The 15,479-nt window shown below is 60.5% G+C and carries 14 protein-coding genes; all 14 read left to right on the top strand.

Annotation, left to right across the window (positions count from 1 at the left end; all coding sequences use genetic code 11):
* A partial coding sequence (locus ACYVIS_RS11080; RefSeq protein WP_460873976.1) for a hypothetical protein occupies positions 1-218 on the top strand: 218 nt, incomplete at its 5' end.
* A gap of 90 nt (positions 219-308) precedes the next feature.
* Entirely contained in the window at positions 309-1,097 is a 789-nt protein-coding gene (locus ACYVIS_RS11075) for an enoyl-CoA hydratase (protein WP_460873975.1), read from the top strand.
* A 218-nt stretch (positions 1,098-1,315) separates the two neighbouring features.
* Entirely contained in the window at positions 1,316-2,314 is a 999-nt protein-coding gene (lipA, locus tag ACYVIS_RS11070) for a lipoyl synthase (RefSeq protein WP_232741548.1), read from the top strand.
* 274 nt (positions 2,315-2,588) lie between these two features.
* Positions 2,589-3,617, top strand: coding sequence for a TRAP transporter substrate-binding protein (locus ACYVIS_RS11065; protein WP_232741547.1), 1,029 nt, complete (start codon positions 2,589-2,591; stop codon positions 3,615-3,617).
* Between the two features lie 72 nt (positions 3,618-3,689).
* Entirely contained in the window at positions 3,690-5,516 is a 1,827-nt protein-coding gene (locus ACYVIS_RS11060) for a TRAP transporter large permease (protein WP_232744702.1), read from the top strand.
* Between the two features lie 13 nt (positions 5,517-5,529).
* A complete protein-coding gene (locus ACYVIS_RS11055; protein ID WP_232741546.1) occupies positions 5,530-6,591 on the top strand; it encodes a LacI family DNA-binding transcriptional regulator in 1,062 nt (353 codons plus the stop codon).
* Positions 6,592-6,614: 23 nt separating this feature from the next.
* Entirely contained in the window at positions 6,615-7,640 is a 1,026-nt protein-coding gene (locus ACYVIS_RS11050; RefSeq protein WP_232741545.1) for a hydroxyacid dehydrogenase, read from the top strand.
* Positions 7,634-8,461, top strand: coding sequence for an amidohydrolase family protein (locus tag ACYVIS_RS11045; RefSeq protein WP_232741544.1), 828 nt, complete (start codon positions 7,634-7,636; stop codon positions 8,459-8,461). Before ACYVIS_RS11050 ends, ACYVIS_RS11045 begins: the two co-directional genes overlap by 7 nt.
* A 108-nt stretch (positions 8,462-8,569) precedes the next feature.
* A complete protein-coding gene (locus tag ACYVIS_RS11040) occupies positions 8,570-9,490 on the top strand; it encodes a 2-hydroxyacid dehydrogenase (protein WP_460873974.1) in 921 nt (306 codons plus the stop codon).
* A 430-nt stretch (positions 9,491-9,920) separates the two neighbouring features.
* The gene (locus ACYVIS_RS11035) at positions 9,921-11,468 is read left to right on the top strand and encodes an ABC transporter substrate-binding protein (RefSeq protein WP_460873982.1); all 1,548 of its coding nucleotides are present in this window, start codon (positions 9,921-9,923) and stop codon (positions 11,466-11,468) included.
* A gap of 16 nt (positions 11,469-11,484) precedes the next feature.
* Positions 11,485-12,459 (top strand): ABC transporter permease, encoded by a 975-nt coding sequence (locus ACYVIS_RS11030; protein ID WP_232741542.1) that lies wholly within the window; start codon positions 11,485-11,487, stop codon positions 12,457-12,459.
* Complete coding sequence (locus ACYVIS_RS11025) at positions 12,456-13,379, top strand: ABC transporter permease (RefSeq protein ID WP_232741541.1); 924 nt, start codon at positions 12,456-12,458, stop codon at positions 13,377-13,379. Before ACYVIS_RS11030 ends, ACYVIS_RS11025 begins: the two co-directional genes overlap by 4 nt.
* Positions 13,380-13,391: 12 nt before the next feature.
* Positions 13,392-14,384 carry an ABC transporter ATP-binding protein gene (locus ACYVIS_RS11020; protein WP_460873973.1) on the top strand — a complete coding sequence of 331 codons (993 nt, stop codon included), beginning with the start codon at positions 13,392-13,394 and terminating at the stop codon, positions 14,382-14,384.
* Complete coding sequence (locus ACYVIS_RS11015) at positions 14,381-15,439, top strand: ABC transporter ATP-binding protein (RefSeq protein ID WP_460873972.1); 1,059 nt, start codon at positions 14,381-14,383, stop codon at positions 15,437-15,439. The genes ACYVIS_RS11020 and ACYVIS_RS11015 overlap by 4 nt, the downstream gene beginning before the upstream one ends.
* Positions 15,440-15,479 lie beyond the last annotated feature (40 nt).

Below are 15,479 nucleotides of genomic sequence, written 5' to 3'. Positions count from 1 at the left end.
CAGGCTGCGGCCGCGGCGGACTCAAGCTCGCCCACCCCGCCTGGGCCGCCACCCCCGCTTGCGTTGAGGGTTTTTGGGCGATTGCAGGGGGCTTTTGCATGTTTGTGGGCCGGTGCGACTATGGGGGATCGTGCGGAGGCTTTGCATGCTGTGGTTCCTTGATGTCGGGGGCGCTCTATATATGTTGTGCCGATGTGGATCTGGGCGGTTTCTCGTGATGGCGGTGTGGATATTTTGCGTGAAGGCGCGAGGTCGGGCTATGCTTCATGGGCCAGCGGGCAAATATTATTTTCTGCCGGGAGACCGATATGTCGATATCAGGACAATCTTTATTGCTGGCCGATCGGGTCGATGGGGTGGTGACGCTGACGCTGAATCGGCCGGATCAATATAACGCTTTGTCCGAAGAGCTGTTGGGTGAATTGCAGCGCAATCTGGATGCGATCGCGGACGACGATGAGCTGCGCTGTGTGGTCCTGGCGGCGGCGGGCAGGGCGTTTTGCGCCGGCCATGATTTGAAGCAGATGCGCTCCCGGCCCGATCAGGCGTATTACGAGGAGTTGTTTGCGCGCTGCGGGCGTGTGATGCAAAGCCTGGTGGCGCTGCCGGTGCCGGTTATCGCCAAGGTGCAGGGCACGGCTACCGCGGCGGGTTGTCAGTTGGTCGCCAGTTGCGATCTGGCGGTGGCGGCCGATACGGCCAAGTTTGCTGTGTCGGGTATTAATGTCGGGCTGTTTTGTTCGACGCCGGCGGTGGCTTTGTCGCGCAATGTGCCTATCAAGAAGGCCTTCGAAATGCTGGTGACGGGCCGTTTCATAAGCAGTTCCGAAGCCGTTGACAATGGCCTGATCAACAAGGCGGTGGCGCCCGAACAGCTTGATGTGACCGTGGCCGCGCTGGTGCAGACCATTTGTTCGAAAAGTCCGGTGGCGGTGCGCACCGGCAAAGCCATGTACCGCCGGCAGCATGGCATGAGCCTGGGGGATGCCTACGAATATGCCGGCAAGATCATGGCGCAGAATATGATGGCCGATGATGCCGGCGAAGGTATCGATGCCTTCATGCAGAAGCGGCCGCCCGTGTGGAAAGGGTGTTGAACTCTGTTGTAGGGGGCCCCTTGTAGGTTCCGTGCTTGCTGTATAGGTATTGCCGGCGGGCGCCAGGCTCGCCTCTTGATGCCGTTCCTTGATTTCCAGGACAACGATTGGGCGCAGCGGCACAGCCGCCCCTGGTCAACGATTAGGTGGAGTGGGGCGGGCGCGTTAAAATGGGCCCTCTTTAAACGCCAAGCCTGTGTTTTGCCACAGGAATTCGCATGACTACACCCGTCGATCAGTCCCCCGCCCGTGAAGCCGTTGCCAGTCCGGCGGCCTACGATCCCACGCAAAAGCAGAAGTCTCAGGCTAAAACGTCGCGCATTCCCATCAAGATTGTGCCGGCCGAGCGTCTGAAAAAACCCGAGTGGATACGTGTCAAGGCGGCTGCTCCGGGCTCGCGTTTCTACGATATCAAGCGCATTTTGCGCGAGCACAATCTGCATACCGTGTGCGAAGAGGCCTCGTGCCCCAATATTGGCGAATGTTTCGGCAAGGGTACGGCTACCTTCATGATCATGGGCGATAAATGCACCCGCCGCTGTCCGTTCTGTGATGTCGGCCACGGCCGCCCCGATCCGCTCGATGTCAACGAACCCGAAAACCTGGCACGCACCATTGCCGCGCTCAAGCTTTCGTATGTGGTGATTACCTCGGTCGATCGCGACGATTTGCGCGATGGCGGTGCCGGTCATTTTGTCGAATGCATACGCAAAGTGCGCGAGCTTTCGCCCAATACCCGCATAGAAGTCCTGGTGCCCGATTTTCGTGGCCGCCTCGACCGCGCGCTCGAGATCCTGAACGCCGGCCCGCCCGATGTGATGAATCACAACCTGGAAACCGTGCCGCGCCTGTACAAGCAGGCGCGCCCAGGCTCCGACTACCATCATTCCCTGAAGCTGCTGTCCGACTTCAAGAAGCTTCATGCCGATGTGCCCACCAAGTCGGGCCTGATGCTGGGGCTGGGCGAAACCGATGAGGAAATCCTGCAGGTCATGCGCGATTTGCGCGAGCATAATGTCGACATGCTGACCATAGGCCAGTATTTGCAGCCTTCCGAACATCACCTGCCGGTGTTGCGCTACGTGCATCCCGACACCTTCGCCATGTTCGAACGCGAAGCCTATGCCATGGGCTTCAGCCATGCGGCCGTGGGCGCCATGGTGCGTTCTTCGTATCATGCCGACGAGCAGGCCCATGCCGCGGGCGTGGGCGTTTAGTGTGCTGTTTGGCTAAGCAAACAGCACACTAGGCTGTCGCCCTGTTCGAAGTAAATCTGAACGTTGAAATAAGGCGCCTCTAATTGGGCGCCTTATTTTCATTGATCCTGCGGCTTCCATAATTCCTGCCCTCTCAAAAAGAAAAATCCGGCGAGCCGTGTGGACGGCTTCCGGGAAAACCCCAATTTTTGAGATAACTGTATCGATTTAGTATATCGATACAGTGATTTTAGAAAGCGGCTTTTCCGTGCTTAAAAAAAACCAGGAGACACACATGACTACCATTTCCCGTCGACGTTTTCTTCAAACGGCTTCGGCCGCTTCATTGGCTGCGACCATAGGCATTCCCTCTTTGGCGCGTGCGCAGGCGCCGGTCAGGCTGCGCGTTTCTTCATCGATGCCGGCGGATCAGAATGCGTCGCTTCATGTGTGGTATCAGCACCTGGCGGACAATCTGAAGGCGGGGGTGGGTGAGGGCATCAAGCTCGACTACTTTCCCAATAACCAGCTCGGCAAGGAAAGCGATGTGGTGCAGCAAGTCAAGATCGGCTCCACCGACATGATGGTGTCCGGTGCTTCGATCTGGGCCACGGTGGCGCCCGAGCTGGGCATGCTGGACCTGGGCTATCTTTTCAACAGTTTCGACCATGTCCACGAAGTATTGAATGGCCAGGTCGGGGCAAAGCTGAGCGAGGTTCTGCAGCGGCGTTCGGGCTGCACGATCCTGGCCTGGGCGCCGCAGTTTGGCAGCCGCAATGTCTTTACCAAGCATCCGGTGCGGTCGCTGGCTGAAATAAAGGGTGTCAAGCTGCGGGTGCTGCCCACGCCCGCGTTCATCGAGACCTTCAAGGCAATGGGGGCTGTGCCGACACCGCTTCCGTTCGGCGAAATGTACATGGCCGTGCAGACCGGCGTTGTCGACGGCATGGAGCACGATGCGGCCACCGTGATCACCAGCAAGCTGAATGAGGTCGTGAAATCGTGCTGGCAGACGCAGCATGTGTTCAGTCCGCTGGTTGCGGTGATGGGCAAGCGGTCGCTTGCCAAGATTCCCGAAGCCCTGCGGCCGGCTTTCATGAAAGCCGTGCACGATGCCACAGAGCAGCAGCGTCCGATCGCTGCGCAGAAGTCCGAGCAGGCAAACCAGCAGCTCAAGCAGCAGGGCATGACGTTCTTCCCTATGGTGCAGGCCGAACATGACGCGGTGCACCGCAAATTGCAGGACACGGCATACACCAGCTTTGCCAAGAAGTATCCCGTCACGGCGCCGCTCTTTGCCGCTGTTGCGTCCGCCAAGGGATAACTCATGACTGCCTTCCTGGCCACGCCCTACCCGGGTGTGAAGGCCGGCCCGCCATCCGCGGCGGCTCGGCGTATGTCGATCGACCGTGCGTTGAAGATGCTGATGTGCGTGGTGGAGCACCTGTCCGCCGCCGTGCTGGCGGCCGATGTGGGCGTGGTTTTCGTGTCGGTCATCTATCGTTATTTTTTGCATGATCCGGTCGATTGGGCCGAAGAGGTCGCGGAAGCGCTGATGATCGTGCTGGTGTTTTTCGGTGCCGCTTCGGTGCTCGGGCGCAGCCAGCATGTGGGCATCGATCTGTTTCGGGGGATGCTGCCGGCGCGCTGGCAGCCGGCGCTGATTCACGTAAGCCACTGGATCATCGCGGGAGCCTCGGTCAGCCTGTGCGCATCGTCGTACCTGCTGTTGCTGGATTCGTACGAGCAGATGACGCCCAGCGGCCTGCCGGGATGGATCAACACCTATCCGGTGCTGATCGGTAGCGCGTTCATGACGATTTTCGCGCTGGGCAATGCCCTCAATGGCGCGCCGCGGATAGTGCTGGGCACCCTGGCCGCGTGTATAGGGGTTGCGGCGGGCGTGGTGGCCTGGAACCTGGCCGTGCCGGCTTATGCCCTTTCGCCCGGTGTCCTCCTGGCCGTGGGCTTTGTGGGCAGCCTGGCCCTGGGCGTTCCCATTGGCTTTGTACTGGCCTTTTCATCGCTGCTGTTCTTCCTTGCCGATCCATCGCTGCCTATTCTGGTGTACTCGCAGCAGGTCATGGCCGGTGCGAACAACTTCGTGTTGCTGGCGATTCCTTTCTTCGTGCTGGCGGGCCTGCTCATGGAGTCCAACGGCATGTCTTCACGGCTGATCGAACTGCTGTTGCGCCTATTCGGCCGCGTGCGGGGCGGCTTTGGACTGATCATCATCTTCGCCACGGCCTTCTTCTCGGGCGTATCGGGCTCGAAATTGGCCGATGTCGCCGCCGTAGGCGGGGTGGTGATGCCCGCAGTACGGCAAAGCCGCCAGGATCCGAACGAGGCCGCCGCTTTGTTGGCGTGCAGCGCGGTCATGGCCGAAACCATTCCGCCATGCGTCAATATGATCATCATGGGTTTCGTGGCGAATATTTCCATTGCCGGCCTGTTTCTGGCCGGTGTGGTACCTGCCGCGGTGCTGGCGTTGTCGCTGGCGGTGATGGCCATACTGTTTGGCCGCAAGATCGATCTCAGCTCCCTGGGGACGCGCCGGGCGCTCCTGCCGCTGCTGGGCGGCGCTTTCGTGGCGCTTGTCATGATCACCATGATAGGCAAGGGCGTTACCTCCGGCATCGCAACCTCGACCGAAGTATCGTCTTTCGCCGTCGTTTATGCGCTGGTGGTGGGCTGGCTTGCCTTCAGGGAATTGACCCTGCGCTCGGTGGTGCAATTGTTCGTGCGCGGCGCGGCGATGGCGGGCGGCATTCTGTTTATCGTGGCCGCGGCATCGAGCCTGTCGTTTGCCTTGACCATCCAGCAGATTCCCGTACTGATCTCCGGATTCCTCCTGGAGTTCGCCCATCATTACGGCGCCACAATGTTTCTGCTGCTGTCCGCGCTGATCATGGTTGTGTTCGGTTCGGTGCTGGAAGGCGCGCCCGCGCTTATTATTTTCGGGCCCTTGCTGACCCCACTCGCCATACAATTGGGCATCAATCCACTGCACTTCGGCACGGTGATCGTGGTAGCCATGGGCCTGGGCCTGTTTGCGCCACCGGTCGGAATCGGCCTTTTTGCCACGTGCGCAATTACCGGCACAGAGGTCAAGAACGTTGCGCGGCCGATGCTGAAATACCTGATAGTGCTCGCCATGACGCTTGTGTTATTAATACTGGTTCCATCCTTTTCCGAGTGGCTGCCCAGCCGGTTCGGCTTGTAAGCAAAAATCCACTATGTCCACGATACATGACGTTGCCAAACATGCTGCCGTTTCGGCCAGCACCGTGTCCAATGTGCTCAACGGGCGCACCGGCCAGATGCGCCAGGAAACCCTGGAGCGGGTGCGGGCCGCGATTGCGGAACTTCAATACGGGCCGAGTACGGTGGCGCGCCAGTTAAAGACCGGCCATTCCACATTCATCGGCTTGCTCGTGCCATCGATCGCCAATCCCATGTACGGCTACATTGCGCGGGAAATCGAGCAAATCGCCCAAGAGCGGCACGGCTATCGGGTGTTGATCTGCAACGCGTATCGCGACAAGGAAAAAGAAACCTCGTTCTTCGAAGACCTGCTTGCACATGGGGTGCGGCGTGTAATCGTGATTTCGTCGCTGGCCGACGAGCGCCACCTCGAACTCGCCGCCGAGCGCGGCATGACGGTCGTAAGCTATGACCGCCGGGCCGTGCCTGGCGACCGGCCGGGCGTGGACCACATCACCATCGATAGCGTTGCGGCGGCGCGCATGGCCACGCGCCATCTTATTGCGCATGGCCACAAGCGCCTGGCTTTTGTCACGATGTCCGGAATGACCATGAGCCGCAAGGACAAGATCGAGGGGTTCTGGTCCGCCGTCGACGAGGCCGGACTGCGCGCCAGCAGCCGGGTGTTCGACGCCGGGCCGCTGCACGAATACGGCGATTCGATCATTGGCGAAGCCAGTACCGCGCTGGCGCGCCAGTTGGCCGGTGATCCGCAACCGCCCACGGGTATTGTGGCCGTGAACGATCTGATGGCACTGGGCCTGATGGCGGGCCTGCGCGAAGCCGGCCTGCATGTGCCCAGGGACGTCTCGGTGGTCGGCATGGACGGCTTGTTCCTGTCGGCAATGTCGAACCCAACGCTCACCACGGTGCAGTTCCCCGTTTCGACCATGGCCGCGGCCATGGTCGAGCGCGTGATCGGCCGCGGCGACGCCTCGCGCGCTGAATCGAGCGAAACCATTTTCACCGATATAAAACTTGTCGAGCGCGAGTCCGTCGCGGCGCCATCCTCCCGTTCAACGCGCACTGCTTGAACAGAACCTTCCAAAAGCAGAACATGAATTCCGTATTTGTCAGTCACCCGCAGAATTTGCTGGAGCATTACTTTGGCGCCAAGGCCATCGACGCACTCAAGGCGATCGCCACCGTGCAATTCAATCCGGAGCGGCGTGAACTCTCGATCAGCGAGCTGATCGACGCGGCCATGCACAGCGACGCCATCATCGCCTACCGGCAGACTTCGGCGCCGCGCGCCTTGTTCAGCGCCTTGCCGAATCTGGCGGCGTTTGTGCGGTGTGCGGTGGATATCAGCACCATCGATGTGGCGGCGGCCAGCGAGCAGGGCATTCTTGTGACGCAGGCAAGCGCCGGTTTTGTGCCGGCTGTGTCGGAGTGGGTGATAGGGGCGATGCTCGACCTTGCCCGCGCAACCAGTTCCTATGCGGCTTCTTATCATCGCGGCGTGGCGCCCATCCCGGCGATGGGGCGTGAATTGCGCGGCGCTGTCCTGGGCATTATCGGCTATGGCCGTATTTCCCGCTACCTGTGCCAGCTCGCGCAGGCCTTTGGCATGCGCGTGCTGGTGTCGGATCCGTATGTCGCCATTGAACCGGGCGCCGTGCGCCAGGTGGAATTGCCGGCCTTGCTGCATGAGTCCGATTTTGTCGTTTGCCTGGCGATTTCGAATGCCGAAACAGCAAACATGATGGACGCGAAAGCGTTTGCCGCCATGAAGCCGGGCGCGTGTTTCATCAACACCGCACGTGGCGAACTGGTCGACGAGGCGGCACTGCTCGCGGCGCTGGAGTCCGGACATCTGGCGGGCTGTGCGCTGGATGTCGGGCGTGCGCGCGACCAGATGCCTTCGCTATCGCTGGCATCCCATCCGCGTGTGATTGCCACGCCTCATGTGGGCGGCCTTACACCGGGGGCGATAGAGCACCAGGCCCTGGAAACGGTCAGCCAGGTCAAGACGCTCTTTCAGGGAGAAATACCGGTGGGGGCGGTGAATGCCGGGCATGCCCGCCGGCTTGGCAAGTGGCGTTGCGATTCGCTCGCCGGCGCACCTGGCGCCGCATGCTGAGCCCTGTCGATGCCGCGCCGGGGTATCCGGGGGCTTGCGACTGCCATATCCATATCTACGAAGAGGCTTATCCGCTTGCGGCGAGCGCGGTGTCTCGGCCACCGAACGCGCCTTTGTCCGCTTATCGGGCAATGCAGCCATTGCTTGGATTGTCACGCGCCATACTGGTACAGCCAACGGCCTATGGCGCCGACAATCGCTGCCTATTGGCGGCGCTGGAGCAACTGGGTGCCGGCGCACGGGGTATTGCCGTCGTGCCGGCGGGAGCGGATGAGGCCGAGCTGGAACGCTTTCATCGCAAAGGGATACGCGGCGTACGCTACATCATGCTGGCTGGCGGCATCCTGCCCTGGGACGGCCTGCCCGAGTCGGCGGCGCAGTGCGCCGCGCTGGGCTGGAACATCAATTTGCAGTTCGACGGGCGGGAATTTCCTGAGCGCGAATCCATGTTGCGCGGCCTGCCGGGCCGTCTCGTGATCGATCATACGGGCAAGTTCCTTGAACCCGTGGCGCCCGACAGCGAACCGTTTGCCGCGCTTTGCCGGCTGCTCGATGGCGGACGCTGCTGGATCAAGCTTTCCGCTCCTTATGAGACATCGCGGGCCGGGCCGCCGCATTACGATGACATCGCCTGCCTGGCAAGTGTCCTGGCCCGGCGCTATCCGGAACGCTGCCTGTGGGGAAGCAATTGGCCACACCCCGGTGCGGCGACGGCCCCCGACGATGCTCAATTGCTCGAGTGGCTAAGGTCGCTGGTCGATGACGAGTCGGTTTGCCGGAAAATATGGGTGGATAATCCGGCCGAGCTGTACGGCTTCTAAGGCCGGCCCTCTTGCGGGTTTCTCGTCCGGGCGTACGAGCTTTAGCGTTTACTATTTAACGTGATTGTGCTCTATAGTGCCGTCTGAAATTTCAAGCAGGATTTAGCCATGAACAAGAAAATCAAGATACTTCAGGCCGCCGAACTTCCCGGCAAGGCGGAGCAGGCATTGCGTGAGCAATTCACAGTACTGGCCTTGCCCAAAGAGGCCGGCGACATCGACGCGCTTCTGTTGGAGCATGGCGCTGAAATACGGGGCATTGCGGTACGAAAGCGGAAAATCGATGCGGCCATGATCCAGCGGCTGCCGGCCCTGGAAGTCATATCCAGCTATAGCGCGGGCCTGGAGGGCGTGGATGTCGCGGCGGCCCAGGCCAGGGGTATAGCCGTGCACAACACTTCCGAAGCCCTGGCTGAAGATGTTGCCGATTTGGGTCTGTGCCTGATTATTTCGATAGCGCGGGGCGTGCATAAGGGGCATGGCTTCGTGCGCGATGGCCGATGGCCTTCCGAGGCATTTCCCCTTGGAAGATCGGTTCGGTCCTTGAAGACCGGAATCATCGGCCTGGGCCACATAGGGTCTGCGCTGGCTCGCCGCCTTGACAGCATGAAGGCCGAGATCGCCTACTTCGGTCCACGGCCCAAGCCTGTGCCGTATCTGTATTTCCCGGACCTTCTCCAAATGGCGCATTGGGCGGATATGCTGGTCGTAACCTGTCCCGGCGGCGCGGCGACGAGGCATCTGGTCGACCGGGCGGTCATCGGGCAGCTCGGCCCCAATGGCTTCCTGGTGAATATTTCCCGTGGCTCGGTCGTTGACGAGCGGGCATTGATCGAGGCACTCGAAAATCGTGCTCTGGCGGGAGCTGGGCTGGATGTATTCGAGAACGAGCCTGATGTACCCACCGAATTGCGCAATAGCGATCGGGTCGTGTTGTCGCCGCACATGGGTAGCGGTTCCCGGGAGACCCGGGAATTGATGGGAGACAGCATGGTCGGGGCTCTTGTGGCGCATTTTCAGGCGCGGTAGCCAGATCATCTGTCCAAAGTTGTACCGTTATCGGGCCCGCCTCGGGAAAACACTGATCTTTTAATTGGCATTCGGTCGCTACACTCCCTTCTATTGGCGAGGTTTGGCTTGACGGGTCTGCGGGGGCCTTATATTTTTCCAATCAAATCAAGCCGGATTGCATTGGGGGCCAATACCTATCCGTTTTGTGCACGGTGACGGCGTGTCGCCAGCTATCGGGACCCGTCGCCGGGTAATTAAATGCATATTATTTTTTTGCATAATAAGCGGGTGTAGTATGTTCCCCATACGGAGCAGCGGATTGCCGCTGGCGCCTTGCGGTACCTCGATTTGTTTTTTCCGTTTGATCGTGTTTTGGCTTACCCCGTTACTTTTTATAAAGGGCAGCATAACCATGAAGTTAATTCGTAAAACAGTCCTGCTGTCAGCGATGGCCGTCAGTTTCCTTTGCGCGGGCGGTGTGGCGCAGGCGCGCGATCTGACGATCGCGCTGCGTTCCGAACCCAGTTCCATGGATCCACAGTTCCATTCGCTGACTCCCAATACTCAGCTGTCTGAAACAATGTTCGATCCTCTGGTGCGTACCGATGGCAATGCCAAGCCGGTTCCGTCCCTGGCCGAATCCTGGAAGGTCGACGGCAATGTATGGCTGTTCAAGTTGCGCCCCAATGTCAAGTTTTCCGACGGCTCGCCGTTTACGGCCGACGATGTACTGTTTACCTATGCGCGCGTCCCGCTCGTTCCCAATAGCCCTTCGTCCTACACCTTGTACCTGAGCTCGGTGGCCAAGGTCGAGAAGGTCGATCCGCTCACGGTCAAAATTACCACCAAGGGTCCGTCGCCTGTGCTGCTGGCCAATTTGTCCATGGTTCCCATCATGTCCAAGAAGGCCGCTTCCGGGCCGGCGCCCGAAGGCAAGACTACGGTCGAGCTGAATCGCGGCGATGGCCTGGTGGGCACCGGTCCCTACAAATTCGTTTCCTGGAAGCGCGGCGCTGAAATAGTGCTCGAACGCAACCCGTACTATTGGGGCAAGAAGCCCGCCTGGGACAAGGTGGTTTACCGTCCAATCACGAATTCGGCCGCACGGGTGGCTGCCCTGCTTGCGGGTGACGTCGATGTGATCGAAGATCCCCCGACCGACGATTTGCCCAGGCTGCAGAAAGACAAGAAGCTGTACATCCAGGAAACACCTTCGGTGCGGGTTATCTATGTGGCCCTGAACCAGTCCAAGGAAGTGCCGCCGGGCATGTCGGGCACCGATGGCAAGAACCCGCTTGCCGACAAGCGGGTGCGCGAAGCCTTGTCGCTGGCTATCGACCGCAAGGCCATTGTGGCGCGCATCATGGGCGGCGTGGCCCAGCCGGCGGCCAATCTGCTGGCTTATCCCGCTTTTGGCGCATCGAAAAAATACTCCACCGTGCCCGCCGTCAACGTGGCCAAAGCCAAAGAGCTGCTGGCCGCCGCCGGCTATGCCAAGGGTTTCACCATATCCCTGGGGTCGCCCGCCGGACGCTACACCAACGATCAGCGCATCGCCCAGACCGTGGCCTCTTTGTGGGCGCGCATAGGTGTCAAGGCCAATGTCGAAACCATGGCGCCGCCCGTGTTCTTCAAGAAGCGCGACAGCTATTCGTTCAGTACCTATCTGGCAGGCTGGGCCGCCAGTTCGGGCGAAATGCTCAATCCGCTAACGGCCCTGGTCGTTACCAAAGATCCCAAGCTGGGTTTGGGCACCACCAACTGGAGCCATTACTCCAACCCGGCACTCGACAAACTGGTGCTTGATGCCTCCAAAACGCTGGACGACAACAAGCGTTCCGAAATGCTGCAGCAGGCCGGAAACATGGCCATGGATGACTACGCCATTTTGCCGCTGCAGTTCGAGCTGTCGGTCTGGGCCATGAAGAAAGACATCCGTTATGGCGGGCGTGCCGACCAAATGACCCTGGCTCAAGACATGACCCTGGCCAAGTAGAAGGAAGGCTGCCGGGGTGTTGTCGACTATCATTCGCCGCCTGCTCCAGACTGTTGTCGTAGTCCTGGTCATGTCGGCGCTGGTGTTTGCCGGGCTGTATCTGGTGGGCGATCCGGTGTCCATGCTGGCCAGCCCCGAAGCGACTGACGCCGAGCGCGAGCTCATACGTCAGTCGCTGGGCCTGAACCTGCCCCTGTGGCACCAGTATTTCATTTTCCTCAGCAAAGCGGCGCACCTCGATTTCGGCAACAGCTTTCTAACCGGCGAGCCGGCCATGCGCCTGATTCTCGATCGCATGCCGGCAACCCTGGAACTGGCCACGGTGGCCATGCTGCTGTCATTGCTCATCGGCGTGCCGCTGGGTATTTATGCGGGCCTGAAGCCCGAAAGCGTCAGCGCCCGTTCCATCATGACCGGCTCGGTGTTGGGCTTTTCGCTGCCCAATTTCTGGGTCGGCCTGATGCTGATCATGGTGTTTGCCGTAATGCTCGGTTGGCTGCCGGCGGGCGGGCGCGGGCCGGTCGAATCGTTCGGGCCGATACAGCTCAGTGTCTTTAGCCTGGAAGGCTGGCGCAACCTTATTTTGCCGGCCGCCACGATAGCCACGGCCAAATGCGCGCTGATTATCCGCGTTACGCGGGCAGCAACCCGCGAGTGCCTGCCGCTCGATTACATCAAGTTCGCGCGCGCCAAGGGCCTGACCGAAAGGCGCGTGCTGGGCTTGCATTTGCTCAAGAATATCCTTATTCCCATCATCACGATAGGGGGGCTGGAATATGGCCAGGTGTTCGCGTTTGCGGTGGTGACCGAAACGGTTTTTTCCTGGCCGGGCATGGGCAAGCTGCTGATCGATTCCATCATCACGCTTGATCGGCCGGTGGTGGTGGCGTACCTGATGCTCACGGTCGTATTCCTGGCGCTGCTGAATCTGGCCGTCGACATCGCCTACACCATACTGGATCCGCGCGTACGTCTGGGAGGAGGCTCATGAGCATTGCGAATTCGGCGGTCGAAGCCCCCGATGTTGTCGCTCCCCGCGACAGCATGCTGCGGGTTTTCCTCGAGCAGTTCTTTGCCAGCAAGCTGGCGGTGGTGGGCTTGATCCTGCTGGTCCTGTTCCTGTGTCTGGCCATTTTTGCCCCGTGGATCGCACCCCAGAATCCGTTCGACATCGGTAGCCTGGACATCATGGATTCAAAGCTGCCGCCGGGGTCCGTCAGCGGCAGCGGCGCCATGACCTACTGGCTGGGCACCGACGGCCAATCGCGCGATGTGTTCTCCGCCATTCTGTACGGCATGCGCACCAGCCTTATCGTAGGCTTTGTATCGGTCTCGGTGGCTTTTGCAATCGGGTCCGCGGTGGGCTTGATCTCGGCGTATTTCGGCGGCCGTATCGATGCGCTGCTGATGCGCATCGTCGATATCCAGCTGTCGTTTCCGTCTATCCTGGTGGCCTTGATCCTGCTGGCCGTCCTGGGCAAAGGGGTGGACAAGGTCATTTATGCCCTGGTGGCTGTGCAATGGGCGTATTTCGCCCGGGCCGCCCGGGGGGCCGCCATCGTCGAGCGCAACAAAGAGTACGTCGAGGCCGCACGCTGTCTGTCTTTATCATGGCGGCGCATTTTGTGGCGCCACCTGTTTCCCAATTGCATTCCTCCGCTCATGGTCATTGCCACCATCGATCTGGCCCATGCCATTGCGCTGGAAGCCACCTTGTCGTTCCTGGGGGTGGGCGTGCCGGTCACCGAGCCGTCGCTGGGCATGCTGATTGCCAATGGTTTCGAATTCCTGATGTCCGGAAACTACTGGATTTCATTCTTTCCGGGAATCGCCCTGGCGCTGGTGGTCGTGGCGATCAATCTGGTTGGCGATCATTTGCGCGACATTCTCAATCCGCGCAACGCGACCTAGGGGAGCATTTTCTTGACGACCACAGCGGCATCCTCTTCCAGCGAGTGGCTACTTGATGTGCAGGGCCTGAAAACCTGGTTCTACACCCGCGACGGTGTGCTCAAGGCCGTCGATGGCGTTTCCCTGCAATTGAAGGCCGGCGAAATTTTGGGCCTGGTGGGGGAGTCGGGTTCGGGCAAAAGCATGACCGGCTTTTCCCTGATGAACCTGGTCGACAAGCCGGGCAAGATACAGGCCGACCGCCTGTTCTTCAATGGTCTGGATCTGCAGGCGCTGACCGCCGAGCAGTACCGTTCCCTGCGCGGCAAAGACATGGCGATGATCTTCCAGGATCCCATGATGACCTTGAATCCCACTTTGCGCATCGACACGCAAATGATCGAGGCGGTGCGGGCGCATAGTTCGGTTTCGCGGGCGGCGGCGCGGGCGCGGTCCATCGAGGTGCTGGGCAAGGTGGGGATTCCGGCTCCGGCGGAACGCATGAGCGTTTATCCCCATCATCTATCGGGCGGCATGCGCCAGCGCATTGCCATTGCCATTGCGCTGCTGAACGAGCCGAAACTGATTATCGCCGACGAGCCCACGACGGCGCTCGATGTGACCATACAAGGGCAGATCCTGTACGAGGTGCAAAAGCTGTGCCGCGAGATGGGCACGGCGCTGATCTGGATCACGCACGATCTGGCCATTGTGTCGGGGCTGGCCGATCGGCTGGCGGTCATGTATGCGGGGCGCATCGTCGAAACCGCCCATACCGACGAGATCATCCGCGCGGCCCAGCATCCCTATACCCATGGCCTGATGGCCTCTATTCCCACGCTCGAGACGCGCGGGAAAGAGCTGTTCCAGATTCCGGGCTCGACTCCATCGCTGTTGAGCATGCCCGAAGGCTGCCCTTTCCGTACCCGCTGCTACCGGGCGACCTCCAAGTGCATCGAGCCCCCGCAACTCGAAGAAACAGGGCCCATGCACCAGGTCAGCTGCTGGCACAAGGGGGTAGCATGAGTCCGGACCATAACGAGATCATCCTGGGCGTACGCCAGCTCGAGCGCCTATATGTGCAGCCGCAAGACATGGTCGACCGGATCGGACGCCTGCTGAAAGGCAAGCCTGCGCCGCGGCCGGTGCAGGCGGTGGCCGGGGTCGACCTGGATATTATCGCGGGCGAAGTCATCGGCGTGGTGGGCGAGTCGGGCTGCGGCAAATCGACCCTGGGCCGCATGCTTACGGGGATCCTGCCGCCCACCCGGGGCCAGATCTTCTACAAGGGCCGCGCCATCGATACCTTCAATGCCGCGGCACGGCACGAGTTCGAGCTGAGCGTGCAAATGATTTTCCAGGATCCTTTCTCCTCGCTCAACCCGCGCATGCGGGTCATCGATATCATCGGCGAAGCGCCCCTGGCGCATGGCATGATCAAGCGGGCCGAGAAAGAGGCCTATGTGTCCGGGCTGATGAAGAAAGTAGGCCTGGATCCGGCTTACCGCTTTCGTTACCCGCATCAGTTTTCCGGCGGCCAGCGCCAGCGCATTGGCGTGGCCAGGGCCTTGGCCATGAAGCCGGCGGTGATTGTGTGCGATGAAGCCGTGGCGGCGCTCGACGTGTCGATTCAGGCCCAGGTCCTGAACCTGTTCATCGAACTGCGCAAGGAATTTGCGCTGACATACTTTTTCATCAGCCATAATCTGGGCGTGGTCAGTCATATTTCCGATCGCGTGGCCATTATGTATCTGGGGCGCATTGTTGAAATCGCCCCAACCGAAACCATCTTCACGGCCGCCAATCATCCTTACACGCAGGCCTTGATCAAGGAACTGCCCAGGCTCAGGGCCGACCATCGGCAGTTCGACCCCATCAAGGGCGAGCTGCCTTCGCCCATCGATCCGCCGTCGGGCTGTCCATTCCACCCGCGTTGCCCCCATGCCATGCCGCGCTGCCGCGAAGAGCGGCCGGTATTAAGGGAAATTGGGCGGCCAGCCGGCGCGCATGCCGCCACCGTCAAGGAAATCAGGCTTCAGCACCTGAGCGCCTGCCACCTGAACGACATGCCGGCACGCTGAATTTCGTAGAGACGGCCCTTGCGGCCGCCCGATCACCCAC

Source organism: Paralcaligenes ginsengisoli (genome assembly GCF_054781135.1).
The sequence above is the reverse complement of the archived record's forward strand: the minus strand, read 5'-3'. Positions and strand labels throughout refer to the sequence as shown.

Excerpts from the sequence above, each read along its gene's own strand:
- lipA (WP_232741548.1), top strand. The coding sequence starts at position 1,316 with ATGACTACACCCGTCGATCAGTCCCCCGCCCGTGAAGCCGTTGCCAGT.
- ACYVIS_RS11065 (WP_232741547.1), top strand. The coding sequence starts at position 2,589 with ATGACTACCATTTCCCGTCGACGTTTTCTTCAAACGGCTTCGGCCGCT.
- ACYVIS_RS11025 (WP_232741541.1), top strand. The coding sequence starts at position 12,456 with ATGAGCATTGCGAATTCGGCGGTCGAAGCCCCCGATGTTGTCGCTCCC.
- ACYVIS_RS11060 (WP_232744702.1), top strand. The coding sequence starts at position 3,690 with ATGTCGATCGACCGTGCGTTGAAGATGCTGATGTGCGTGGTGGAGCAC.
- ACYVIS_RS11045 (WP_232741544.1), top strand. The coding sequence starts at position 7,634 with ATGCTGAGCCCTGTCGATGCCGCGCCGGGGTATCCGGGGGCTTGCGAC.
- ACYVIS_RS11015 (WP_460873972.1), top strand. The coding sequence starts at position 14,381 with ATGAGTCCGGACCATAACGAGATCATCCTGGGCGTACGCCAGCTCGAG.
- ACYVIS_RS11035 (WP_460873982.1), top strand. The coding sequence starts at position 9,921 with ATGGCCGTCAGTTTCCTTTGCGCGGGCGGTGTGGCGCAGGCGCGCGAT.
- ACYVIS_RS11050 (WP_232741545.1), top strand. The coding sequence starts at position 6,615 with ATGAATTCCGTATTTGTCAGTCACCCGCAGAATTTGCTGGAGCATTAC.
- ACYVIS_RS11040 (WP_460873974.1), top strand. The coding sequence starts at position 8,570 with ATGAACAAGAAAATCAAGATACTTCAGGCCGCCGAACTTCCCGGCAAG.
- ACYVIS_RS11075 (WP_460873975.1), top strand. The coding sequence starts at position 309 with ATGTCGATATCAGGACAATCTTTATTGCTGGCCGATCGGGTCGATGGG.
- ACYVIS_RS11055 (WP_232741546.1), top strand. The coding sequence starts at position 5,530 with ATGTCCACGATACATGACGTTGCCAAACATGCTGCCGTTTCGGCCAGC.